The organism is Arthrobacter alpinus (genome assembly GCF_001445575.1).
GTDB lineage: Bacteria > Actinomycetota > Actinomycetes > Actinomycetales > Micrococcaceae > Specibacter > Specibacter alpinus_C.
In genome coordinates, this window is record NZ_CP013200.1 from 1,857,455 (window position 1) to 1,879,805 (window position 22,351).

21 protein-coding genes and 1 pseudogene are annotated in these 22,351 nt (G+C 60.8%); 16 read left to right on the forward strand and 6 right to left on the reverse strand.

Features of this window, described 5'->3' with window-relative positions; genetic code table 11:
* Position 1: 1 nt before the first annotated feature.
* Positions 2-754 carry an ABC transporter ATP-binding protein gene (locus tag AS189_RS08165; RefSeq protein WP_062287344.1) on the reverse strand — a complete coding sequence of 251 codons (753 nt, stop codon included), beginning with the start codon at positions 752-754 and terminating at the stop codon, positions 2-4.
* A gap of 384 nt (positions 755-1,138) precedes the next feature.
* Between AS189_RS08165 and AS189_RS08175 the strand changes: the two genes are divergently transcribed.
* A complete protein-coding gene (locus AS189_RS08175) occupies positions 1,139-1,678 on the forward strand; it encodes a carbohydrate ABC transporter permease (protein ID WP_237760007.1) in 540 nt (179 codons plus the stop codon).
* Between the two features lie 226 nt (positions 1,679-1,904).
* Here AS189_RS08175 and AS189_RS08180 read toward each other — a convergent pair whose 3' ends face one another.
* The 3 genes from AS189_RS08180 to AS189_RS08190 all read right to left on the reverse strand — a co-directional run bounded on the left by AS189_RS08180 (position 1,905) and on the right by AS189_RS08190 (position 5,509).
* Positions 1,905-2,612 (reverse strand): response regulator, encoded by a 708-nt coding sequence (locus tag AS189_RS08180; protein ID WP_193393518.1) that lies wholly within the window; start codon positions 2,610-2,612, stop codon positions 1,905-1,907.
* 2 nt (positions 2,613-2,614) lie between these two features.
* Complete coding sequence (locus AS189_RS08185) at positions 2,615-3,955, reverse strand: DUF7134 domain-containing protein (RefSeq protein ID WP_062293251.1); 1,341 nt, start codon at positions 3,953-3,955, stop codon at positions 2,615-2,617.
* 78 nt (positions 3,956-4,033) lie between these two features.
* Positions 4,034-5,509, reverse strand: coding sequence for an SDR family oxidoreductase (locus tag AS189_RS08190; protein WP_062287362.1), 1,476 nt, complete (start codon positions 5,507-5,509; stop codon positions 4,034-4,036).
* 80 nt (positions 5,510-5,589) lie between these two features.
* On the opposite strand from AS189_RS08190, the gene AS189_RS08195 reads away from it, so the two are divergent.
* The 10 genes and pseudogenes from AS189_RS08195 (at position 5,590) to AS189_RS08240 (ending at position 15,261) form a co-directional block, all read left to right on the forward strand.
* A complete protein-coding gene (locus tag AS189_RS08195; RefSeq protein ID WP_129587198.1) occupies positions 5,590-6,114 on the forward strand; it encodes a MarR family winged helix-turn-helix transcriptional regulator in 525 nt (174 codons plus the stop codon).
* Entirely contained in the window at positions 6,114-7,208 is a 1,095-nt protein-coding gene (locus AS189_RS08200) for a polyprenyl synthetase family protein (RefSeq protein WP_062287368.1), read from the forward strand. The genes AS189_RS08195 and AS189_RS08200 overlap by 1 nt, the downstream gene beginning before the upstream one ends.
* Before the next feature lie 2 nt (positions 7,209-7,210).
* Positions 7,211-8,116: a phytoene/squalene synthase family protein gene (locus AS189_RS08205; RefSeq protein ID WP_062287371.1), complete on the forward strand. Its 906-nt coding sequence runs from the start codon at positions 7,211-7,213 to the stop codon at positions 8,114-8,116.
* A pseudogene (gene crtI, locus AS189_RS08210) lies at positions 8,113-9,835 on the forward strand (phytoene desaturase family protein). Before AS189_RS08205 ends, crtI begins: the two are co-directional and overlap by 4 nt.
* On the forward strand, positions 9,832-10,176 hold the full coding sequence (locus tag AS189_RS08215) for a lycopene cyclase domain-containing protein (RefSeq protein ID WP_062287374.1): 345 nt from the start codon (positions 9,832-9,834) through the stop codon (positions 10,174-10,176). Before crtI ends, AS189_RS08215 begins: the two are co-directional and overlap by 4 nt.
* Positions 10,177-10,201: 25 nt before the next feature.
* Entirely contained in the window at positions 10,202-10,480 is a 279-nt protein-coding gene (locus AS189_RS08220; RefSeq protein ID WP_062287377.1) for a lycopene cyclase domain-containing protein, read from the forward strand.
* Positions 10,477-11,331 carry a prenyltransferase gene (locus AS189_RS08225; RefSeq protein WP_062287380.1) on the forward strand — a complete coding sequence of 285 codons (855 nt, stop codon included), beginning with the start codon at positions 10,477-10,479 and terminating at the stop codon, positions 11,329-11,331. Before AS189_RS08220 ends, AS189_RS08225 begins: the two co-directional genes overlap by 4 nt.
* A 69-nt stretch (positions 11,332-11,400) precedes the next feature.
* Positions 11,401-12,828: a cryptochrome/photolyase family protein gene (locus AS189_RS08230; RefSeq protein ID WP_062287383.1), complete on the forward strand. Its 1,428-nt coding sequence runs from the start codon at positions 11,401-11,403 to the stop codon at positions 12,826-12,828.
* A gap of 56 nt (positions 12,829-12,884) precedes the next feature.
* Positions 12,885-13,952, forward strand: a complete 1,068-nt coding sequence (locus tag AS189_RS08235) for a 3-isopropylmalate dehydrogenase (protein WP_062287386.1) — start codon at positions 12,885-12,887, stop codon at positions 13,950-13,952.
* 196 nt (positions 13,953-14,148) lie between these two features.
* A complete protein-coding gene (locus AS189_RS08240; RefSeq protein ID WP_062287389.1) occupies positions 14,149-15,261 on the forward strand; it encodes a branched-chain amino acid aminotransferase in 1,113 nt (370 codons plus the stop codon).
* Positions 15,262-15,422: 161 nt separating this feature from the next.
* Here the strand turns inward: AS189_RS08240 and AS189_RS08245 are convergent, their stop codons facing one another.
* Positions 15,423-16,508 carry a mechanosensitive ion channel family protein gene (locus AS189_RS08245; RefSeq protein WP_062287392.1) on the reverse strand — a complete coding sequence of 362 codons (1,086 nt, stop codon included), beginning with the start codon at positions 16,506-16,508 and terminating at the stop codon, positions 15,423-15,425.
* 101 nt (positions 16,509-16,609) lie between these two features.
* Between AS189_RS08245 and AS189_RS08250 the strand changes: the two genes are divergently transcribed.
* From AS189_RS08250 to AS189_RS08270, 5 genes are all read left to right on the forward strand, one after another.
* Complete coding sequence (locus AS189_RS08250) at positions 16,610-17,386, forward strand: fumarylacetoacetate hydrolase family protein (RefSeq protein ID WP_062293254.1); 777 nt, start codon at positions 16,610-16,612, stop codon at positions 17,384-17,386.
* Positions 17,387-17,625: 239 nt separating this feature from the next.
* Entirely contained in the window at positions 17,626-18,600 is a 975-nt protein-coding gene (locus AS189_RS08255; protein WP_082634163.1) for a histidine kinase, read from the forward strand.
* Between the two features lie 5 nt (positions 18,601-18,605).
* A complete protein-coding gene (locus AS189_RS08260) occupies positions 18,606-18,866 on the forward strand; it encodes a hypothetical protein (protein WP_062287398.1) in 261 nt (86 codons plus the stop codon).
* Positions 18,866-19,522, forward strand: coding sequence for a response regulator (locus tag AS189_RS08265; protein WP_062287400.1), 657 nt, complete (start codon positions 18,866-18,868; stop codon positions 19,520-19,522). Before AS189_RS08260 ends, AS189_RS08265 begins: the two co-directional genes overlap by 1 nt.
* A 234-nt stretch (positions 19,523-19,756) precedes the next feature.
* Entirely contained in the window at positions 19,757-21,202 is a 1,446-nt protein-coding gene (locus AS189_RS08270) for an amino acid permease (protein WP_062287402.1), read from the forward strand.
* Between the two features lie 145 nt (positions 21,203-21,347).
* Here AS189_RS08270 and AS189_RS08275 read toward each other — a convergent pair whose 3' ends face one another.
* The gene (locus tag AS189_RS08275) at positions 21,348-22,067 is read right to left on the reverse strand and encodes a hypothetical protein (protein WP_237760008.1); all 720 of its coding nucleotides are present in this window, start codon (positions 22,065-22,067) and stop codon (positions 21,348-21,350) included.
* Positions 22,068-22,351: the final 284 nt, after the last annotated feature.

A 22,351-nucleotide genomic window follows, 5' to 3' on the forward strand; every position in this document is an offset into this window, starting at 1 on the left:
CTTAGGCCCCCAAGGATGCCAGCGATGCCAGCACGGATTCGGCGGTCGGGTTATCCAAGGTACCCACTAATGCGCCGTCGTTCATGAGGACAACGCGGTCGGCGTAGGAGGCTGCCACGGGGTCGTGGGTGACCATGATGATGGACTGGCCCATCTCGCGTGAGGAGCGGCGCAGCATGCCCAGAACCTCGGCGCCGGAGCGCGAATCGAGGTTGCCGGTGGGCTCGTCGCCGAAGATCACATCCGGGCGGGTGAGCAGTGCCCGGGCCACGGCGACGCGCTGCTGCTGGCCGCCGGAGAGCTCATGCGGCTTGTGCGCCAGGCGGTCCACCAGGCCCAGCGTTTTGGTAATGAAGGTGAACCATTCCTTGTCCACCGTGCCGCCGGCCAGCGCCACGGGGAGGGTGATGTTGGCTTCCGCAGTCAGCGTCGGGACCAAGTTGAAGGCCTGGAAGACGAAGCCGATCCGGTCACGGCGAAGCTGGGTTAACGCCTTGTCGTTGAGCGATGTCAGCTCGGTGTCACCCAGGTGAATGGTGCCGCTGGTGACCGAATCGAGGCCTGCCAGGCAGTGCATCAGCGTGGACTTGCCTGAGCCGGAAGGCCCCATGATGGCGGTAAATTGGCCGGCCGGGAAATCCAAGTCCACGCCCTTGAGCGCGGTCACCTCGGTTTCTCCCTTGCCGTACGTCTTGCGCAAGCCGCGGGCCTGAACCGCTAGTGTGCGTTGATTGTGCTCTGTTGTGATGGTCATGCCTCCAGCCTAATTTCGGATGGAGCGGCGGGGATCGGAGCACGGTTGGAGATCTTTGGAATGTTCGACGCCGGTCCCTCCTACCGTGGTGGGAGGCGGCTGCCGCTGGCGCTAGTGTTCTTCCGGCGCGATCCCGAACAGCCGGGTCATTTGAGGAATCTGGGCCAGTACTCCATCAGGTGCCGTCATAACCGTTTCAAACCACTTAACAAAGACTTCCACGGGGTGGCCGGCGGCTTCAGCTTCGGCCCACGCAAGGACTTACTTCACGCTGGGCGCGTCGTAGATTCCATACTCGTCAACAAACCAGGAATGGAATGCCTCGAGGGGCGGTTTTCACAGACGGACGCGGTACGTTGCAGATGAGTAGTGTACGCCGACGTCATGGTTCGGCATCCATTGAATGTCCATGACCACACAGTAGCGCTGTACTGGATCGTCATCACCTCGCTCAAGGCTCCGGGCGCCATCTATGAGCTGCCGCTGAAGTACTGGCCCAGTGAGATCTCCTTCGATAACTACATTGGGTTGATCACGAAGTCCGACTTCGGCCGGTACATGGTCAACAGCCTCATCGTTGCCACCGTCGCATCAACTATTGCCACACTGATTTCCTTGCTCTCGGCCTATGTTCTGGCGCTTTTCCAGTTCGCTGGCCGCAGCGCCGTCATGGCCGCATTCCTGCTCACCCAGATGATTCCGGGCTTCATCGCCCTGGGCCCGTTGTACATGATGATGAGCAACTTCGATCTGGTCGATTCCAAAACCGGCCTGATCCTGGTCTACATCGCCATCTGCATCCCGTTCTGCACCATCATGCTCCGCGGCTTCTTTGAAAACGTCCCCGACGCCCTCGAGGAAGCGGCCATGATCGATGGCTGTTCCCGACTCAGTGCCCTCTTACGCGTCCTGCCCCTGTCGTGATGCCGGGCAGCGCTGCCAGCTTCATCTTCAGCTTCAGCATCGACTGGGGATCCATGTCCGCGGCCTCCGTGAAAGGCTAGCGTTTTTCGCTCTCACGCACGACGGCGGTACAGACCCTCCCTCAGCAAATGGGCTATTTTTGCAGACGCTCCCGCAGTGGACCACGATCGCTGAGGGAGGGTTGGCAAAAACACCCCAAAAGATGAGGGAGGGTCGAGGGGAGAATTTAGCCCGGGGAGACGATCCCCGTCTCATAGGCGATGACCACAACCTGCACCCGGTCGCGGGCATTGAGCTTGGCCAGGATGTGCCCCACGTGGGTTTTGACGGTGGCCTCGGAAACGAACAGCTGCGCGGCGATCTCCGGGTTGGAGAGCCCGTTGGCAATCAGCACAAACACCTCGTGTTCCCGCGCCGTGAGCCGCGCCACCGCCTCGGCATGGGCATCGTTCGCCGCACTCGGAGCCGAGAGCATGGGCGCCACATGGTCCAGCAGGCGGCGAGTGGTGGACGGGGCAATCACGGCGTCGCCAGCGAAAACCGTCCGGATTGCGCCCAGCAGTTCCTCCGGCGGCGCATCCTTCAATAAGAAGCCACTGGCCCCGGCCTGAATCGCGGCCAGCGCATATTCATCCAGGTCAAATGTTGTCAGCACCACGATCTTCAGCTCCGACAACCACGACCCCGCAGGTGCCGCCTTGGTGCGCTCCATGAGCCGGCGCGTGGTCTCGAGACCGTCCATGCCGGGCATGCGCACGTCCATGAGGACCACATCTGCCGCTGTTGCCGAGAGCCCGGCCAGCGCCTCGATCCCGTTGCCGGCTTGCAACACCACGCTCAGATCGGGCTGGGAATTGATCAGCATGCCAAAGCCGGAACGCACCAGTTGCTGGTCGTCAACGAGGGCCACGCGGATGGGGGAGAGGGAAGTCATGATTACTGCTCCGTATAGGGGATGAATGCGCTGATGCCGAAACCGCCGCCAGGCAGCGGGCCGGAGGAAAGCTTGCCGTCGTAGAGTTTCACGCGCTCGGCCATGCCGCGCAGCCCGTTGCCGCCGGCCGCCGGGGGGCCTGAAACCGTCCGCAGCGGACCGGTTTTAGGGTGCAGCGTTTTGGTGGACTGCCCACCTGAGTGAGGGACGACGTCGTTCCTTGACTCGGGGGAGATCGAGGGGGACCTTGTGGGCAGTTGGGGGACGGGGTTGGTGGAGAGGGCGGCGGTGGCGCCGCGGCCGTCGTCGTGCACGGTGATGTCAAGGCCGCGCGCGTTCCAGGTGAGATGGACGGTGGATTGGACGTTGGGGCCGGCGTGTTTGATGACGTTGGTCAGGCCCTCTTGGACCATGCGGTACGCGGAGAGTTCGGCGCCGGGGGGTAGCTGGCGCCGGGCGGTGCCGGCGACAGTGAACTCGACCGGGAGGCCCGTGGCGCGGATGCCCAGCAACAATTCATCCAGATCGGCGAGGCCGGGGAGTGGCCGGGTGGACGCTTGGTCTCCGCCGCGTAGTACGCCGAGCAAACGCCGCATTTCCTGCAGAGACGAGCGCCCGGTCGCGGCAATCGTGGCCAACGTTTCCGGAGCGATCTCGGGATTGGCCGCTGCCGCGTATCGGGCGCCGTCGGCCTGGGTGATGATGACGGAGAGGGAGTGTGCCACGATGTCGTGCATTTCCCGGGCAATATGGGCTCGCTCATCGCTGGCGGCCAAATCACGTTCGTGCTGGGCCTCAATTTCCAGCCGGTGGGCGCGGTCGGAGAGGGCCTGTTCACGGAGTCGCTTAGTACGGGTGAGGTCCCCGGCTGTCCAGCTGAACAGGATCAGAACCCAGACCATGAGTATCAAGACCATGGTGTAGGGCAGATCGGCCAGGGAGACCATGGTGAGGTCGTAAAAATAGCGGGTGACCAGCATGACGGAGCCCAGCATGGCTAATCCCAAACCACTTAGTGATGCCCAGCGCGGGCCAAAAGCCGCCAGCGCATAGACAATGAGAGGCACGGCAATATTGGACACCATGGGTGTGATATCCAGTGCCCACTGCAAGATGGCAACACCAGCAATGAGGAAGCCAGCCATGACCGTGCGCGTCCGCCGCCACGCCAAGGGGACCAGTAGCGCTGTGGCGAAGATTCCCGCGACTAACATTTGGGCCGGGGTTCGTTCGTAGCCGCCGTCGCTAATGCTCAACGGCACGGTCATGAGCCACAGCACCGACATCAAGACTACGTCCACGGCGAAGCGGTGCCGACTGAACCAGTCGTAGATGGAATGCATAATCACATATCCACCCTATGGCGTTCTGGTTCTAATAGCCTCCTGCCCAGGGTGGAGATTCGCGGTGCCGCCGGCAGCTCAGCGTCTGTGTTCGGCGGCGGCAGTGATGCGGCTGGCCATATTTTTGAAGATGACTCCGTGGAAGGGCAAAACAGCCAACCAATATAGCCTGCCCCAGAGTCCCCTGGGAAAGAAGATGGCCCGTTGGCGAAACTCGCTTCCTTCCCCGTCTGGAAGAGCCGTGACTTCAAATTCAAGCCAGGCTTTTCCCGGAACCATCATCTCCGCACGCAGTCGCAACAGGTGCCCCCGTTCCAACGTTTCCACTCGCCACCAGTCAACGGTGTCGTTGAGCTGGAGAGAATTGAGGCTTCGTCTGCCTCGGATCAAGCCGACCCCGCCGGCGAGCTTGTCCATCCAGCCGCGCACGGTCCACGCGAATGGAAGCGAGTAGTAGCCGTTTTCGCCACCTATTCCTTCCACCACGGCCCAGACCGCACTAGCGGGGACAGTGGTGGTCTTTTTGCGTTCGTCGGTGAACACTGTCGATCCGGCCCATTCCGGATCGCTCGGCAGGGGATCGGCCGGGGCGCTCAGGGCGTGTGCTGTTGCCCACGTTGTCTCAACCGCGTCGGCTTCGATCTTGTTTAGCGCCAATTCCACAGCCCGCTTGTAGGGCGTGAGTCCGCCGTCGGGGTCGGGGATGAAGGCCGCGATGTCCTTTTCGCCTGCTATACAGGAGTGCTGAAGTGATTCAACCAGGGGGATGGCTAAGCTACGCGGTACTGGAGTGACTAAATTGACCCACTGGCCCGCGAGCCATGGGGTCAGGACCGGCAAGGCAATAATGGTAGGTGGCCGGAAACCCGCGGCCTGTGCATAGCTGCGCATCATGTCTGCGTAGCGAAGTACTTCGGGCCCGCCAATGTCAAAGGTGCGGTTGAGCTCTGGTGGTAGCGAGGTAGCTCCCAGGAGGTAGTGCAGGGCATCTCGGATGGCTATGGGCTGGATCTTATTCATGACCCACTTGGGAGCTGGCATAACAGGGAGCACATCGGTCAGATGCCGGACCATCTCAAAACTCGCTGAACCCGATCCGATCACCAGTCCGGCTTGGAGGACCACGGTGGGGGTTCCGCTCGACATGAGAATCTCACCTACTTCTGTGCGGGAGCTCAGATGCCGGCTGAGTTTTCCTTGAGGATGGAGCCCGGATAGATAGACCAGACGTTGCACGCCCGCTTCACGGGCCGCCTGACCAAGATTCATGGCACAAAGCCGTTCAAGTCGCTCAAAATCACCGTCCGAGCCAGCCCCACCTGACATTGAGTGCACCAAGTAGTAGACCAAGTCTGTGCCGGCACACAGCTCGCGAGCGGTTTCGGCGTCCTGAATTGACCCTTCAACGGCGGTGACCTGATCTCGCCACGGCACATCTCTAAGTTTTGAAAGGTTCCGGCTTAGCACCCGAACCTCATGTCCGGCGTCGAGGAGTAGCGGAATGAGCCGCCCACCGATGTATCCCGTTGCGCCTGCAACAGCGATTCGTGCCATAGTGCACCTCCAGCTCGACAAAAGAGATTTCATCCACCATTATGTAGTTAGATTTTCTTAATATCAACAGAGGGATATACGTGAGCGGCGAAGAAGTTTCCCCACCTCGGGGATCGATGCACCCGGCGTCGATCCTTGTGCGCGACGTTCTTGTCCTGAACGAGACCATGGAGTTCATCATGCGACGCGAGATGGACATCAATGAGACCGATTTTCAGGCCATGCAGCACCTCCTGAAACTGCGGTCCATGTCACCGGGTGAGCTGGCACAGATGCTGCATTTGACCCCGGCCGCTACCACCACCGTGATTGATCGGTTGGTGACCAAAGGACATGTGCAGCGCAGCCCGCACCCCACTGACAGAAGACGATGGCTCGTCAGCCCCAGTGCCGAGTCTGTGCAATCCGCCATGGCGATGCTGATGCCGATGGTGTTGGATGTTGATCAGGCGGTGCGCGGCTATGGTGAACACGAACAGCGCGTCATTGTTGACTTTCTCTCTGGGGTGGTCCAGTCCATGTCCAGCAGGATTGCCGCCTTGGAGCAGCAGAGCGAAGCAAATCACGATCAACCGCACAAAGGAACAGCGAAAGGCGAGCTGTGATGCCATCCACCGAGCATTCTCTGAACAACTTTGGGACTCTTCAGGAGGACGCACTGGACTGGGACGCGTTCAAGACCCAGATTCAGTCCTCTCTTGACAAATATTTCCTGGACCATGGTGCCCGAGCCCAGAACTACTCGCCAGCGTTCGCCCAGTTGTGGGCGAGCATGTCCACGGCCACCCGCGGCGGAAAGTGGATGCGGCCTCGCCTGGTGTTTTTGACGTACTCGGCGTTCGGTGGAGTCGATCATCAGGCGTGCGGTGATTTGGCCGCTGCTTTTGAGATTCTCCATGCCGCGCTGCTGGTGCACGACGACGTCATCGATAGGGATTTTGTTCGACGCGGCGTGGCCACCTTGGGCGCAGAGTACCGCGATAGGGCGGCGGGCCTTGGGCATACCGCGGACGACGCCGATCACGCTGGCTATGCTGCGGCTATCATTGCCGGGGACTTGCTCCTGACAGGATCCCTGCGCATGGCCACCGCCGCGGCCTTGGGTCATCCCCACAGCGGTACCATCCTTGAAACCATGCACGAGGCAATTTTTGCCTCGGCTGCCGGTGAATTGGATGACCTTCTTTTTTCCCTCGGGGGACTGCGGGCAGAAATGCCGGAAGTGCTGAACATGGAACGGCTCAAGACGGCCGTCTACTCCTTTGAAATGCCACTTCGAGCAGGTGCGCTCTTGGCCGGGGAGTCCCTTGCAACCGCTGATGCCTTAGCCGCTGTAGGGCGTGACATCGGCATTGCCTACCAAATTATCGACGACGTCTTGGGCACGTTTGGTGAGTCCGCGGTGACAGGAAAATCAGTTGACTCAGACTTGCGCGAAGGCAAGCGAACCATTCTGACCACCTTTGCCGCCGGTGCCCAAGAGTTCACAAACGTGACGGAATCGTTTAGGCGTGGACAGGTCGATACTGACGCCATGAGGAAAGTCTTGCACCAGTTGGGAGCGCCGAACTTTGCTGTTGGGCTGGCGGAATCATTGGTGGCAGATGCCTTGGACAAGGCTCAAGAACTTGATTTGCCGGCGTCGTTGTACGCCGAGCTTTCGGCGCTGTGCGATTACGTTCTGACAAGGAGCAGCTGACCATGAGACTGGATCCATTGGGGCATTATTCTGACACAGCCACCCGCAGTGCCAGCGTGGTGATTGGCAGCTATTCGACCTCGTTCGGCTTGGCATGCTTGATTCTGGGCGCCAAGGAACGCCGTCACATTGAAAACATTTATGCCCTGGTGCGGGTTGCTGATGAAGTGGTGGACGGGGCCGCGGCAGCAGCCGGACTGAATGCTGATGCAGTCTGTTGGCAGCTGGATAATTTGGAGGCTGAAACGGAGCGGGCCATGGGCTGTGGCTACAGTACCAATATGGTGGTGCATGCCTTTGCTCTCACAGCACGCACAACCGGTATTGGCACGGACCTGACACGGCCTTTTTTTGAATCCATGCGCACCGACGTGCTCAAAACTGTGCATTCCGCGGATACCTTGGCCGCTTACATCTATGGTTCTGCCGAAGTGGTGGGCTTGATGTGTCTGAAGGTCTTCCAGTCCATGAAGGGCGCTACCGGTGGCCACGATGCAGAATTGGTCCATGCAGCACGCAGCCTGGGCGCCGCGTTCCAAAAGGTGAATTTTCTACGTGATCTGGGCGCTGATAGTGCCGATCTAGGACGCTTCTATTTCCCAGGTCTTGATCCTGCCGCCTTCAATGACGGTCATAAGCACGAGCTTCTCGATGACATTCGCAGCGATCTGGCCGCGGCCCGCGCAGGCATGGTGTTCCTGGCGCCGCCAGCTCGACGCGCGGTGCGTCTTGCCCATGATCTCTTCCTGACCCTCGTGGACAGGATTGAGAAGGTCCCGGCTGCAGAACTGGCCCAAGGACGGGTCCGGGTTCCCGGGTGGCACAAGGCATTCATTTGTCTGCGAGTCCTCGTCAACGCAGGTCCTTCCAGTATCACGAAGGAACTGCCCCAGGTGGTTTCCTCATGAGCGCCAAGGTCCCCTCCGGTGCGGGAGTCCGTGGGCGCTCCGCAACCAAGCACGGCCGGCAAGCGCGGCAGAAACGTGGACAGCAGCCTCTCGCAACAGAGCAGGTTGTGGTGATTGGTGGGGGAATCTCCGGCCTCGCCACTGCTGCTCTGCTGGCAAGAGACGGCCACAGCGTGACCCTCTTGGAAAAGCAGCCACAACTAGGTGGCCGTGCTGGCCGCTGGCAGCGTGACGGCTTCAGCTTTGACACCGGCCCAAGCTGGTACCTCATGCCTGAGGTCATTGACCACTGGTTCAAGCTCATGGGCACCAGCGCCGCCGCGGAGCTGGAACTCACCCGCCTGGACCCCGCGTACAAACTGTGGAACTCCGCGCCGGGGAACATGGCGCAGCAGGACCCCGCGCCGGAGAGTTCCGCAGCGTCCTCCACAGAGGTCCGCACCGGACGCAGGGAAGCACAAGCACTCTTCGAGTCTCAGCAACCGGGCTCAGCCGCGGCACTGGGCAAGTATTTGGATTCGGCGGAACTGGCTTACACCTTGGCCAAGAAACACTTCCTGTACGATCCCTTCGGAACGTTGCGGGGCCTCCTGAGTCCTCAGGTGCTGCGCCACGCTCCACGGTTGGCGAAACTCTTGACCCGGAACCTGAACAGTTTTGTTGCAGCCCGATTCACTCATCCGCTGCAACAAAAGATTCTGGGCTACCCGGCCGTATTCCTGGGCACCAGTCCTTATAAGGCACCGTCGATCTATCACCTCATGAGCCATCTGGATCTGCAAGACGGGGTGCTCTATCCCCAAGGTGGGTTCGCCGCCCTGGTAGATGCCATGGAACGGGTGGCCCGCGGCGCCGGGGTTGAGATCATCACGGGTGCCACGGCGACCAAGATACAGCTGGCAGAAGCGAGACAGGGCCCCGGCTGTGAAGCAGTGGCATGGAGCTCCAGCGATGGGCAGGAGCACGTCACCGACGCCACCGTAGTGGTGGGTGCTGCGGATCTGCACCACATTGAAACCACCTTGCTTCCCGCACCCTTGCGCATGCACAGTGCCAAGAAGTGGCAGCGGGCAGATCCTGGCATCAGTGCAGTCCTGCTGTGCCTGGGCATCAAAGGCACCTTGCCGGACCTGGCCCATCACAACCTCCTGTTCACGGATGACTGGGCGGACAACTTTGCCCGAATCGCCGATGGTCAAGCGCTCGCAGACACCACCTCCTTGTACGTCTGCAAGCCCAGCGCCACGGATTCTTTCGTGGCGCCCGAGGGTAGCGAAAACCTGTTCCTGTTGATTCCGGCCCCTGCTTTGCCGCAGTGGGGCAAGGGCGGGTACGACGGCGGCGGCTCGCCTCAGGTTGAAAAGGTTGCCGACGCTGCCATCGCCCAAGTCGCGGTGTGGACCAATACGCCCGACCTCGCCGATCGGATCGTGGTGCGGCGCAGCTATGGACCGGCCGATTTCCAAGACAATTCAATGCGTGGCAGGGCAGCGCTCTTGGGCTTGCTCACACCTTGCCGCAGAGTGCTTTTCTGCGCCCGGGTAACGCCAACCCCAAAGTTAAGGGACTGTTTATGCGGGTAGCTCGGTGCGGCCGGGGATCGGCGTACCCATGTGTATGATCAGCGCCGAGATTGTGCTTAAGCTGGTGCGCGGGGATACCAGTGCCGGGCCACTCGAGGAGCAGGTTGGCGCGTCATTGCCCGTGAGTGCCTCGTGATTTATCTGCTGATTCTGTTGCTGCTTCTGGGTTGTATGGTCTTGATCGATGCGCGCTGGAAACTCTTCGTGTTTGCCCGTCCTGTGGCCGGTTCATTGCTGCTAGTGCTGGGCACCGCATTCTTCCTGATCTGGGATGTGGCGGCCATCGCGGCGGGTATCTTCTTGCACCGCGATTCCCCGCTCATGACGGGTGTCATGATTGCTCCGCAGTTGCCCTTGGAGGAGGCTTTCTTCCTGCTGTTCCTGTGTTATCAGACCATGATCCTGCTTACCGGAGCACAGCGCTTTCTGCAGCTAAGCCGCCGTCGTGGTCGGCCTAATGGCAGGGGAGAGCTGTGAACTTTGCCGAACTTAACACTATTTCTTGGCGGTTGCGGCCTTGGTCTTCATCGCTGGCCTCTGGCGTAGCCGACGCAAGGGCGCCATGGTGGTTGCCACGACGGCAACGGTAGTGGTGCTCCTTGTTCTGACGGTCATCTTCGATAACGTCATGATCGCTTCAGGTCTCTTTGATTACGCAGGGCACACCCTCAATGGTTTGCATGTGGGGCTGGCACCCATCGAGGACTTTGCTTATCCGTTGGGCGGGGCGCTGTTGCTCAGTGGCTTGTGGACTTTGCTACTCCGTCAGGGGAAACGATGAAGAACTTATTCGTGACCTCCCGCCCGGTGTCGTGGGTCAATACCGCGTATCCCTTTGCCGCTGCGTATTTCTTGGTGACGGGTCGCCTTGATTGGGTTTTTGTGGTGGGAACATTGTTTTTTCTGATCCCTTACAACTTATTGATGTACGGCATTAACGACGTGTTTGACTACGAATCGGATCTGCTCAATGCCCGAAAGGGCGGAGTGGAAGGGGCGGTTCTTGACCGCAGCCACCACCGCTTTGTCTTGTGGGCGTCGGTGCTTGGCACGGTGCCGTTCATCGCAGTGCTTGCTACGCAGGGTGGCACAGCAGCCAACGTCGTTCTGGCGATCTCCTTATTTGCAGTGGTCGCTTACAGTGCTCCCGGGCTGCGCTTCAAGGAGCGTCCCTTCCTGGATTCCATCACCTCCAGTACGCACTTTGTCTCTCCTGCCGTCTATGGGCTGGTTCTGGTCCAAGCAGATTTCACCGCCGGACTCTGGGCTGTACTGGTGGCGTTCTTCCTGTGGGGCATGGCCAGCCATGCCTTCGGTGCCGTGCAGGATATTGTGCCCGACCGTGACGGTGGCATTGCCTCCATTGGCACAGTGCTGGGGGCCCGCTTTACCGTCTGGTTCGCATTTGTCGCCTACGCCTGTGCCGGATTGTTGATGTTGATGACGGCAGCTCCCTTTGCCGCAGTATTGGCCGTTCCCTATTTGGTCAACGTAGCTCCGTCGCTGCGCCTCACCGATGCCACGTCGGCACGTGCCAATGCAGGGTGGAAACGTTTCTTGTGGTTGAACTACCTGAGCGGATTCCTGGTCACCATGACCTTCATCTGGCTGGTCCTGCAGGGAAGACCCTAGGGTGGCTGAACTGAAAACCGTTCGAAAAACATCCACTCACCTCACCACCTCGTGCCCGAAAGGCCAACTATGAATGTCTCAGTCGTCTGGTTCCGTGATGACTTGCGCGTCGCTGACAACCCGGCCTTGCTCGCGGCGGCAGCCGATGGTGGCGCCGTGGCACTGTATGTCCTTGATGAGGTCTCTGACGGAATCCGGCCACTGGGAGGGGCTGCGAAGTGGTGGTTGCATCACGCTCTCAAGGACCTGCGGAGCGAGTTGAACGCCTTGGGTATTCCCTTGCTGCTGCGCCGAGGCCCGGGAATCAAAGTGACGCAGGAGCTGCTCACCATGCTGGGGGCCACTGCCATCTATTGGAACCGCCGTTATGGAGGTCCCGAGCGTGCCGTGGATGGTGCGCTCAAGGAGTGGGCACAGGAGACGGGGCTGCACGCCGAGAGTTTTCAGGCCAGCCTGCTGCATGAACCGTGGACGGTCACCACGGGCGCCGGGAATCCTTATCAAGTTTTCACACCGTTCTGGCGCACCGTTTCGGCCCATGATTTTCGGGCACCGCTGGGGAAGCCCGACGCCGGACGGGGCCTCACCGGGGAATTCTCTCCAGTTGCTTCCCTCATGACTGAGGAGCTGGAGAGCTGGGCTCTGCTGCCCACCTCGCCAGATTGGGCCGGTGGACTGCGTGAGACATGGCGGCCCACGGCAGCGGCGGCTCAAGAACTGCTGGCAGATTTCCTCGAAGGTCCAGTGGGCGACTACTCGGATGCCCGGGACCGCCCGGACCAGCATGGCACCAGCCGTCTTTCTCCGTATCTACGGTGGGGCCAAATCAGCCCTTTCCAGGTGTGGGCGGCACTCGCGGAAACCCGGAGCGGCGGTTCCGCAACGGCTGGAGGAGTGGGGGCGGGATCGCCTGGCCCAAGCGTCTTTGCCTCCGAGCTGGGATGGCGAGAATTCTGCTGGCACCAGCTGTTCCACCATCCGGATCTAGCCACAGTGAATCTGCGCTCGCAGTTTGACGCGTTCCCGTGGCGAACGGTCGGCTCTGACGCGCTGGCGCCGGACCACTTGTCAGCGTGGCAGCAGGGCAGGACCGGAATCCCACTCGTGGATGCTGGCCAGCGCGAATTGTGGCACACGGGGACCATGCACAACCGTGTGCGGATGGTCGCTGCCAGTTTCTTGGTTAAGAACCTGGGCTTCGATTGGCGGCTGGGGGAGCAGTGGTTCTGGGACACCCTGGTGGATGCAGATGCGGCGTCGAACCCCGCAAATTGGCAGTGGGTTGCCGGGTCCGGAGCCGATGCCGCGCCGTATTTCCGGATCTTCAACCCGGTGACCCAGGCCAAGAAATTTGATCCCATGGGCCGTTACGTCACTGCGTGGGTCCCTGAGCATGCCACGGCGCACTACCCCGAACCGCTGGTGGACCTGCAGCAGAGCCGGCGGAACGCTCTGGAGGATTATGCCTCCATTAAGGCAGTACCCGTCGAGCCTTAATCTCATTATGTAAGATGAGTTGCCCATCATGTGGATGGTTTGGCTAGGCTGAATCTATGAGCGCAACGATTGAAACAGCTGGCATGGACATTGCCGTAATTGCCGGCGACGGCATCGGCCCCGAGGTAACGGCAGAGGCCGTCAAGGTTCTGAAGAAGGTTAGCGCAGCAGAGGGTGTGGAGCTCAAGCTGACGGACTACTCACTCGGCGCCGAGCACTGGCTGGCTACGGGTGAGACGCTGCCTGAATCCACCATTGAGGCCCTTCGCGGTCACGACGCCATCCTCTTCGGTGCCGTCGGTGCTGCTCCCGGGGACACCTCCATCCCCTCAGGCTTGATTGAGCGCGAGATGCTCTTGAAGCTGCGCTTCAGCCTGGATCACTACGTGAACTTGCGCCCGTCCTTCTTGTACGACGGCGTGGCCTCGCCCTTGGCGAACCCCGGCAGCATTGATTTCATTGTGGTCCGCGAAGGCACCGAAGGTCCCTATGTTGGTAATGGCGGCGTGCTGCGTAAGGGCACCCCGCACGAGGTTGCTACCGAGGTTTCCGTCAACACGGCCTTCGGAGTGGAGCGGGTGGTGCGCGACGGTTTCCGACGCGCCAATGAGCGTCCTCGCAAGAAGCTGACGTATGTCCACAAGCACAACGTGCTGGTCTATGCCGGTCACTTGTGGAAGCGGACGGTTGAAGCCGTAGCGAAGGATTTCCCGGATGTAGCCGTTGATTACCTGCACGTGGATGCTGCCATGATCTTCCTGGTCACTGATCCCGCTCGCTTTGACGTCATTGTCACTGACAACCTGTTTGGCGATATCGTCACCGACCTGGCCGCGGCTGTCACCGGCGGCATCGGCCTAGCCGCCTCCGGCAACATCAACATGGACCGCACCGCGCCGTCCATGTTTGAGCCGGTCCACGGATCGGCCCCGGACATTGCTGGTCAGCAAAAGGCTGACCCCACGGCAGCCATCCTTTCAGCGGCACTGTTGCTCCACCACTTGGATCACCATGGCGCAGCGGCCAAGATCGAGGCCGCTGTTGCAGCGGATGTGGCTAACCGCGATGCATCGTCACCGCGCACAACCAGCGCGATTGGTGACGCTATCGCGGCGGCCCTCTAACGGCGTCGTACATGGCAGGAGCTTGAGGGTGTGCAACCGCGTCTGGCCCGGGAACGGTGGTAGGCAGGAGTAGGCTTAACTATTAGAGTGAGTGCACACTAACCGAAGGGTTTGCAGCGCTCATGCATGGTGCGCTGAACAGCATCAACACCCCGCGCCGGCATTGGCAGGGCGGTCACAACTTTGTGGAGGAAGCATGACCCAGAACGCCAGTGAGCTGAGCTTTTCCCAGCAGCTCAATGAGAACCCGAAGAGCAGCGCAGACCGTGAGGCCATTTTGGCTAACCCCGGGTTTGGCGACTACTTTACGGATCACACTGCCGTGGTGGACTTCAAGGTTGATGCGCAGGGCGAGGGTGGCTGGCAGAACGCTCGTATTGAGCCGTACGGCCCCATCATGATGGATCCGGCCGCCGCTGTGCTGCACTACGGCCAGGAAATTTTCGAGGGCATGAAGGCCTACCGGCACGCCGACGGTTCCGTGTGGACGTTCCGTGCTGAAGCGAATGCCGCCCGCCTGAACACCTCGGCCCGCCGTCTGGCTCTGCCGGAACTGCCGCCGGAGACGTTCCTGGAATCACTGCGCCAGCTGGTATCGGTGGATCAGCAGTGGGTTCCGTCGGGTGATGGGGAGGCGTTGTACCTGCGTCCGTTCATGATCGCCACGGAGGCGTTCTTGGGTGTGCGTCCGGCCCGCGAAGTGTCCTACCGTGTTATTGCCTCACCGGCTGGTAACTACTTTGGTGGGGAACTGAAGCCCGTTTCAATCTGGCTGACCACTACCTACGCCCGCGCTGGCGCCGGTGGCACGGGCGAGGCGAAGTGTGGTGGTAACTACGCCGCATCGCTGATCGCTCAGATGGAAGCTGAGGCCAACGGCTGCAAGCAGGTGTTGTTCCTGGATCCGTTCAATGACAACGCTGTGGAAGAGCTCGGCGGCATGAACGTGTTCTTCGTGTTCAAGGATGGCACGCTGGTCACCCCGGAACTCAATGGCCACATTCTCCACGGCATCACCCGTTCCTCCGTTCTGCAGCTGGCTGTTGACCGCGGCATGGCCGTGCAGGAACGTAAAATCACCATCGACGAGTGGCGTGACGGTGTGGCCTCGGGTGACATCACCGAAGTGTTCGCCTGTGGCACCGCTGCCGTCATCACCCCGATTGGTGAGCTGAAGACCGCTGAGGGCTCCATTGCCTCGCCGGCTCAGGGCATTGGCGAGGTCACTGCCGCCATCCGCGAGCAGCTGCTGGGCATCCAGACAGGCGCTGTCGAGGACCTGCACGGCTGGCTGACTCGCCTGGCGTAGTCTTCCCGGCTACTGCTGCTCTAGATCTGAGCCCGAGTACGCTTTCTGAGACCGGTATTCCGGTGTCAGAAAGCGTACTCGGGCTCATCTTTTTTGCCAGCGGACGACGGCGGACCCCTCTCCTGGGTGCACAGCCTCGCCTCTGCTGTGCACCCAGGTGCCTACACCAGCTCGATGCTGGGGGTCGGCCGGTTTCGTGTGGCGCCCATGTCATTGATTGGGCCCTGTTCCCACCGCTGACGCGGGATCGATTGGGTGTGCAGGCTCTGGATTTGCTCGAGCATGGACTCTCGGATGAGGCAGCGCAAGTCCCAGAGATCGCCGCTGTCGTTGGCGCTGACGACGATCCGGAGCCGGATTTCGCCGTTGGTAGCGTCGGTTACTTCGAGCTTTCCGGTGCGTCCGTCCCACAATGGTGTTTCGGCAAGGAGCTCCGCCAGATGCTGCCTGAGCTGGGCAACGGGAGCCTGCCAATCGACGTCGAACTCCACGCTACCCATGATCTTGGGGCTGTTCCGCGTCCAGTTTTCAAACGGCGTAGTAGTGAAGTAGGTGGATGGCAGAATGAGCATCCGCTCGTCCCAAACACGCACCACCACATAGGTCATGGTGATTTCCTCTACTCGACCCCACAGGCCCTCCACCACAACCACATCGTCAATGCGGAGAGCGTCCGTAAAGGCTAGTTGAACGCCGGCGAAGACGTTGGAGAGCGAGCTTTGCACGGCTAGACCGGCGACGATTGAGATCAGCCCGGCGGAGGCCAGAATTCCCGTACCCAGCGCCCTGACCTCGGGAATGGTCAGCAGCAGCCCGGCAACTGCGAGTGTGATCACCAGTGCGCTGATGACGCGGCGGCCAAGACTGATTTGGGTGGTGAGCCGGCGGCGGCGTTTGCTGTCGGTGACACGTCTCGTGAAGTGGCGTAGCACCAGCCGTTCTGCCACCACAAGAGCTGCCAGCATCAGCCAGCACAGGGCAGCAATTAAGCCGACCATGAGGGCAAAGTCCACTGGCTCAAACCACGGGTAGCCGGTGGCTGTCGCTCCCAGCGCGATCCGCAGCCCTAAGGACAGCAGGACTACGAAGACGGGAGCCTTGGCCAGCTTCGAGCGTTGTTGGAAGTCAGCAATTTTGCGGAAAGCCTGGTTCGCGGCGAACCTCAATAGGAACGTCAGCACGAGTGCGGCGACGATCGCAGCCACAATGGCCAGGATGGGCATGATGCTTGTTTCCAATGAATCCATCGTTTGATCCTGACAGAGGACTCTGGGAGTAAGTTCAACGAGGCGTGGGTGGGCGCTGGACCCAGCCACCACCCACGCACTTTGCCGATACACTAAACCACATGCGTATAGCCCGATTTGTTGTTGATAATGACCCCATGTACGGCATTGTGGAAGGGGAGCCCGGCAGTGAAATTGTCACTGTCATCAAGGGCGATCCCTTCTTTAATGGCGTCGAACGAACCGCCGTCAAGCACCCGCTGATCGATGTGCGCCTCGTGGCACCGATCATCCCGCGCAGCAAAGTCATCGGCGTTGGTCGCAACTTTGCCGATCACGCCCGCGAGCTCGGCAACGAGGTGCCTGAGAGCCCGTTGCTGTTCCTCAAGCCCAACACCTCCGTGATTGGCCCGAACGAGCCGATCGTCCTGCCCGAATTCTCCGAAGAAGTTTCCTACGAAGCCGAGCTGTGTGTGGTCATTGGACGCATCTGCAAGGATGTTCCGGAAGAGCGCGTGGACGAGGTCATCTTCGGCTACACCTGCGGCAATGACTTGACCGCCCGCGATGTTCAGGCCGGCGATGGCCAGTGGGCCCGCGCCAAGGGTTTCGACACCGCGGCACCCCTGGGCCCGTGGATTGAAACCGAACTGGACCCCGACGACGTCGACATCAAGGGCTGGCTCAACGGCGAACTCCGCCAGGACGGCAACTCCAACCAGATGGTCCGCAGCGTCCGCGAGCTCGTCTCGCTCGTCTCCCACGCGTTCACGCTGCTCCCGGGCGACGTCATCATGACCGGCACCCCTGCCGGCGTGGATCTGGTGCAGGCAGGCGACCGCTACGACATCGAAATCGAGGGCATTGGCCGCCTCTCCAACCCGGTGGTTCGCCGCTAGTCCCCAGCTCCTCCCTAACCTCGTACCTCGGCCAGGGAACCCTCGGAGCTGTGGGCCCAACACACCAGCAAGTTGGTTCCGGGGCCCTCGCGGCTGTGGGCCCATGCTGCATGTGCCGCCGTCGTGAACGTTCGACGGCGGCACTTCGGCTTTGGGTGCCTGCTGCCTGCCGCTGGGGCTGGGCAGATGACAACTTTAGTTGGATGTGCCGGAATGGCACTGAAAAATAGGCTCAACGTATGAAAACAAAAATGTTGTCCCCCGAGAGCCCTTGGCGCACGGTTCTGTTGGTCCTTGCTGTGGCCGCGGCCGATTTTCTGATGTCCCTGATCGTTCTCGGAACTGGGCTGGAAAACGGCACCGTTCCGGACAGCGGGGACGCTGGTATTGAGTGGATCAGGTATGCCATTGCCCCGGTCCTGGCCCCGTTGGGAGCCGTTGCGTTGATCTGGCGTCACCGCTTCCCCAAATCCGTGGCTACAGCGGCAGCCGTTTTGGGCGCCCTGTCCTTCAGTGGATTCGCGTTCTTCGTGGCGCTCTTCCTGCTGGCCAGACGCAGGTTGGACGGGTGGGTTGCTGCCGCTATTGTCCTGTGCGTTGCTGCCGAGGCGTTCGTGGGAATAGAGCCGTTGAGTTGGGACGTTGCTTTGATATACGTTTTGCTGCTCGCGGCCATTGCTGTCTGGGGCGCTTACCGCGGCCAGCGAGCAAGGAGCCTTGAAGCGCGCTTGGTTTCCCTGAGGGAACGGGCCGAGCACGCTGAGGCAGAACGAGTTGCCGATACCGAACGTACCCAGCTTGCCGAACGCCATAGGATTGCCCGCGAAATGCACGACACCTTGGCCCATAGGATGTCGCTGGTGGCTGTCCAAGCCGCGGCACTGCAGGTAGCTGCCGCGGATGAAGAAACCGCCGACGCCGCGAAGCTCATTCGAGAAACGGCCCATGCGGCGCTCGGTGAGCTCCGCGATGTGCTCGGTGTTTTGCACGAAGACGGCACCGCGATAGCGGTAGCTGAGAATACCCGCACGGCACCGGCAGGAATTGACCAGATTGGCGCCCTCGTGGCCGAGTGGCGGCTGGCCGGCTTGAAAATCGACTACACGCCCAACCCCGAGCTGACTGTGGGGATTGCCGACGCGCCCAGCCGGGCAGCGTACCGGGTGGTGCAGGAAGGAATTACCAATGTGGCCCGTCATGCTCCCGAGGGGTAGCGGTTGTGACACTTGAGCTGCGTGCCACGGATCCAGATGGCACTGATCCAGACGGCACAGAACTTGTCGTCTCAGTCGTGAACGGCCTCGGTGGATCTGGCGAACCTGCAGTGGGAGCCGGTCTTGGCCTGATCGGGCTGGCAGAACGAGTCCACCTCCTAGGCGGCGCCTTGGAGTATGGCCCAACAGCGTCCGGTTTTGAATTGAGTGCAGTCATTCCGCTCCAGCAGCCGGTCCATGCCGACGTCAGTGATGTGGATCCGTGATGGAAAAGATCCGCGTCATTGTGGCCGACGACGAGCAACTGGTCCGTGCTGCCCTGGTCACGATGGTCAATTCCCGCCCCGATATGGAGGTGGTGGGCGAGGCCGCCAACGGCCCTCTTGCGGTGAGGTGTGCGCAAACGCAACGGTCCGACGTCGTCCTCATGGATGTGCGGATGCCCGGCGGGGATGGCATCGGCGCCACAGCGCAACTGCGCGCCCTGCCCCAGCCGCCGCAGGTACTGGTGCTGACCACCTTTGATCTTGACGACTACGTTTTTGCGGCGCTGGAGGCCGGTGCAGCGGGGTTTCTGCTCAAGGACACGGACCCGGACCGGCTATTTCATGCCATTCGAGCGGTAGCAGCGGGGGAGGGCATTCTGGCACCGACCGTGACGAGGCGGCTTATTGAGCGGACTCGGGAGCGGGCTACGGCGGCGAAATCGATGCTTGCTGTGGCGCGGCTGGAACTACTGACGGCGCGTGAGGCGGAGGTGCTGGACGCCGTGGCACAGGGGATGAGTAATGACGGGATTGCCCAGCACCTCTTTGTGAGCGAAGGGACCGTCAAGACGCACATGTCGCGGATTCTGGCGAAGCTGGGGTTGGAGAACCGCGTGCAAGCGGCGCTGCTTTTTCGGGACTCCCGGTCCCACTAACACTTTCTTGACGAATGTCCGAAGAAATGAATGCCGCCAAAACTAGCTGAATCTGACCCAGTCCCATCCCATGTTCTGCTATCCCAGACAGAAAGTGTGCCAAAAGCATGTGAGGGGCATCACGCACATATTTTGTTGTAGTACGCTTGTGTAGCCCTTTAGGGCCATATTTGTGACAAAACCACGAATCTTTGGCTTATTGAACACGGGTGAACCTCGACTTAAGGATTTTGCGTGTCACAAGACATTACGGACACAGCTTCCACGGCACCCGTGGCTGGAGACATCACCGCTGAGGGTTACCAAAAGACGCTTTCCCGGCGGCACGTGACAATGATCGCCATGGGTGGGGCCATCGGCGTCGGGCTCTTCATGGGTGCTGGTGGGCGCCTTGCCTCAACGGGGCCGGCACTGATCTTCTCGTACGCCATCGCCGGGGTTATCGCGTACCTGCTCATGCGGGCACTGGGTGAACTCATCATGTACCGGCAAACCTCGGGGTCCTTTGTGTCCTACGCCGGTGAGTTGTTCGGCAAAAAAGGTGCGTACCTTTCCGGTTGGATGTACTTCATCAACTGGGCCATGACAGGTGTGGCTGAGCTGATTGCCATTGGCCTGTACTTCCAATATTTCTTTCCCGGCGTACCGACGGCAATAAGCGCTCTGTGTGCATTGGCGTTGCTTGTGGCCGTGAACTTGCTGAGCGTCAAAGCGTTCGGTGAATTTGAATTCTGGGCGTCCTGCTTGAAGGTCGGGGCCATTGTGATCTTCCTGGTGGTTGGTACCGCCATGGTCATCATGAATACCCAAGTGGGTGCATCGCATGCCACCGTCAGTAACTTGTTCAGCGCCGAGGGAGGCATGTTCCCCAAGGGGGGCCTCGTCATGATCCTGGTGCTAAACGCCGTGATCTTCGCTTACAACGCCATCGAACTGGTCGGCATTACCGCCGGTGAGATGAAGAATCCCGAACGCGAAGTACCCAAGGCGATTCGCGCCGTCGTACTGCGCATTGTGGTGTTTTACGTCGGCTCGGTCACCCTGCTGGCCATGATCATGCCCTCGGATCAGTACAAGTCCGGCGAGAGCCCGTTCGTGACGGTGTTCGCCACGATGGGTCTGGATTGGGTTGGCTCGGTGATGAACTTTGTGGTCATCACCGCCGCGCTATCCTCGTGTAATTCCGGGCTGTATTCGATTGGGCGCATCTTCCGCACCATGGCCAACAACGGCCACGCCCCGGCCTGGCTGACCAAGATGTCCTCGCACCATGTCCCGTATGCCGCCATTCTGAGCATCGCCGGAGTCTACGTGGTGGGTGTGCTGGCTAACATTTGGCTGGGTGGCTCGCACGCGTTTGACCTTGCCCTGAACACCGCCTCGATTGGTGTGATCTTCACGTGGGCCTCGATCTTTGCGTGCCAGATCATGCTGCGTCGCAAGAAGGGCAACGTCTCCTCGCTGCCCATGCCGGGCTCACCGTGGACCAGCTGGATTGGCCTGATCGCGCTGCTGGCCATCACCGTCCTCATCGGCTTCGACACCATGACGGCCGCAGACGGCAGCGTCTACTTGCTGGGCCTGTGGACGCTGTGCGCCATCCCGGTGTTTGCCATCATCCTCTGGTTCGGTTGGCAGTTCGTGAAGAAGAACGAACCGAAAAACGCCCTATTCAGCTGACGCTTCCCGAACAGGAGCCGGACGCTGAAAAGCCGCTGCTCCTTCCTGCTCCGGAGATCCGGAGCAGGAAGGAGCAGCGGCTTTTCACGCACTAGCGTGCCCCATCATTCTTTACGTAGGGCACCCCGCCGGCGGAACATGATCGTCATGGCGATCGCCACGAGGATGACTCCCAGGATTGCCAACAGTGGAACTGGGTTGATGGCAGCTCCTGCGGGGTGACGGCGGAAACACCCGAGTACAGCTCCGAGGTGCCGTCGGCTACTTGCGTGTTACCCGCTGCCAGTTTCCCGGCACCGTCAGCCATGAGGCTGGCGCCGTCAGCTAGCTTCACAGAGCCATCGGCGAGCTTGGAGTTTCCGTCAGCCAACGCCGCGTTGCCAGCGGCGAGTTTCTCGGCGCCATCGGCCAGCGTCTTGCTGCCGGCTAACAGGCCGGATCCGGGGATGTCCGGGGTCCCCGAGACGCCTTCACTGAGCGCCTGCGTTCCGGCGGCGAGCTTCTGCGAACCGGACTCCAGATTGTTAGCGGCGTACAGCAGACCCGGCTTCTCGGGATCTCCGGGAGTACCGTCCATGCCATAGACCAGCTGCTGGGTTCCGGCAGAGAGCTTCTGCGTGCCGGCGAACAACGTCGAACTACCATTGGCCAGCGCAGCAGTGCCCCCGATGAGGCCAGGCTTTTCCGCGGTGCCCTTCAGCCCGTCCGCGATTTGCCCGGTGCCGTCGGAAAGCTTGCCTGTGCCAGTTGACAATGCGGTGGCGCCGGCGGCAAGGGACTGCACGCCGTTGAGTAGTCCTGGCTGGGAGGGATCGTTCGGTTTCCCATTGACACCCACCATCAGTTGCTGGGTGCCTGTATGCAATGCCGTGGAGCCATCCGAGAGTTGCTTGCTTCCCTTAGAAAGTGCCAACGCACCGTCGGCGATCTGCTGGTTGCCCGCGACAAGTCCGGGCTGGGCCGGATCATTGGGGACGCCGTTGAGCCCGGCAGAGATTTGCGAGGTGCCGCTGGCGAGCTGCTGGGCACCAGCTGACATTTGCGCAGCGCCGGCAACCAGGCCGGGGCTCGCGGGATCGGTGCTGTTGATCTTTGATCCAGCACACCAAAGCCACCCTTAAGCTGTTGGGCTCCGGTAGCCAGAGCGGC

Coding starts and splice junctions, on each gene's coding strand:
- AS189_RS08165 (WP_062287344.1), bottom strand. CDS start 754: ATGACCATCACAACAGAGCACAATCAACGCACACTAGCGGTTCAGGCC.
- AS189_RS08175 (WP_237760007.1), top strand. CDS start 1,139: ATGGTTCGGCATCCATTGAATGTCCATGACCACACAGTAGCGCTGTAC.
- AS189_RS08180 (WP_193393518.1), bottom strand. CDS start 2,612: ATGACTTCCCTCTCCCCCATCCGCGTGGCCCTCGTTGACGACCAGCAA.
- AS189_RS08185 (WP_062293251.1), bottom strand. CDS start 3,955: ATGCATTCCATCTACGACTGGTTCAGTCGGCACCGCTTCGCCGTGGAC.
- AS189_RS08190 (WP_062287362.1), bottom strand. CDS start 5,509: ATGGCACGAATCGCTGTTGCAGGCGCAACGGGATACATCGGTGGGCGG.
- AS189_RS08200 (WP_062287368.1), top strand. CDS start 6,114: ATGCCATCCACCGAGCATTCTCTGAACAACTTTGGGACTCTTCAGGAG.
- AS189_RS08205 (WP_062287371.1), top strand. CDS start 7,211: ATGAGACTGGATCCATTGGGGCATTATTCTGACACAGCCACCCGCAGT.
- AS189_RS08225 (WP_062287380.1), top strand. CDS start 10,477: ATGAAGAACTTATTCGTGACCTCCCGCCCGGTGTCGTGGGTCAATACC.
- AS189_RS08230 (WP_062287383.1), top strand. CDS start 11,401: ATGAATGTCTCAGTCGTCTGGTTCCGTGATGACTTGCGCGTCGCTGAC.
- AS189_RS08235 (WP_062287386.1), top strand. CDS start 12,885: ATGAGCGCAACGATTGAAACAGCTGGCATGGACATTGCCGTAATTGCC.
- AS189_RS08240 (WP_062287389.1), top strand. CDS start 14,149: ATGACCCAGAACGCCAGTGAGCTGAGCTTTTCCCAGCAGCTCAATGAG.
- AS189_RS08245 (WP_062287392.1), bottom strand. CDS start 16,508: ATGGATTCATTGGAAACAAGCATCATGCCCATCCTGGCCATTGTGGCT.
- AS189_RS08250 (WP_062293254.1), top strand. CDS start 16,610: ATGCGTATAGCCCGATTTGTTGTTGATAATGACCCCATGTACGGCATT.
- AS189_RS08255 (WP_082634163.1), top strand. CDS start 17,626: ATGAAAACAAAAATGTTGTCCCCCGAGAGCCCTTGGCGCACGGTTCTG.
- AS189_RS08265 (WP_062287400.1), top strand. CDS start 18,866: ATGGAAAAGATCCGCGTCATTGTGGCCGACGACGAGCAACTGGTCCGT.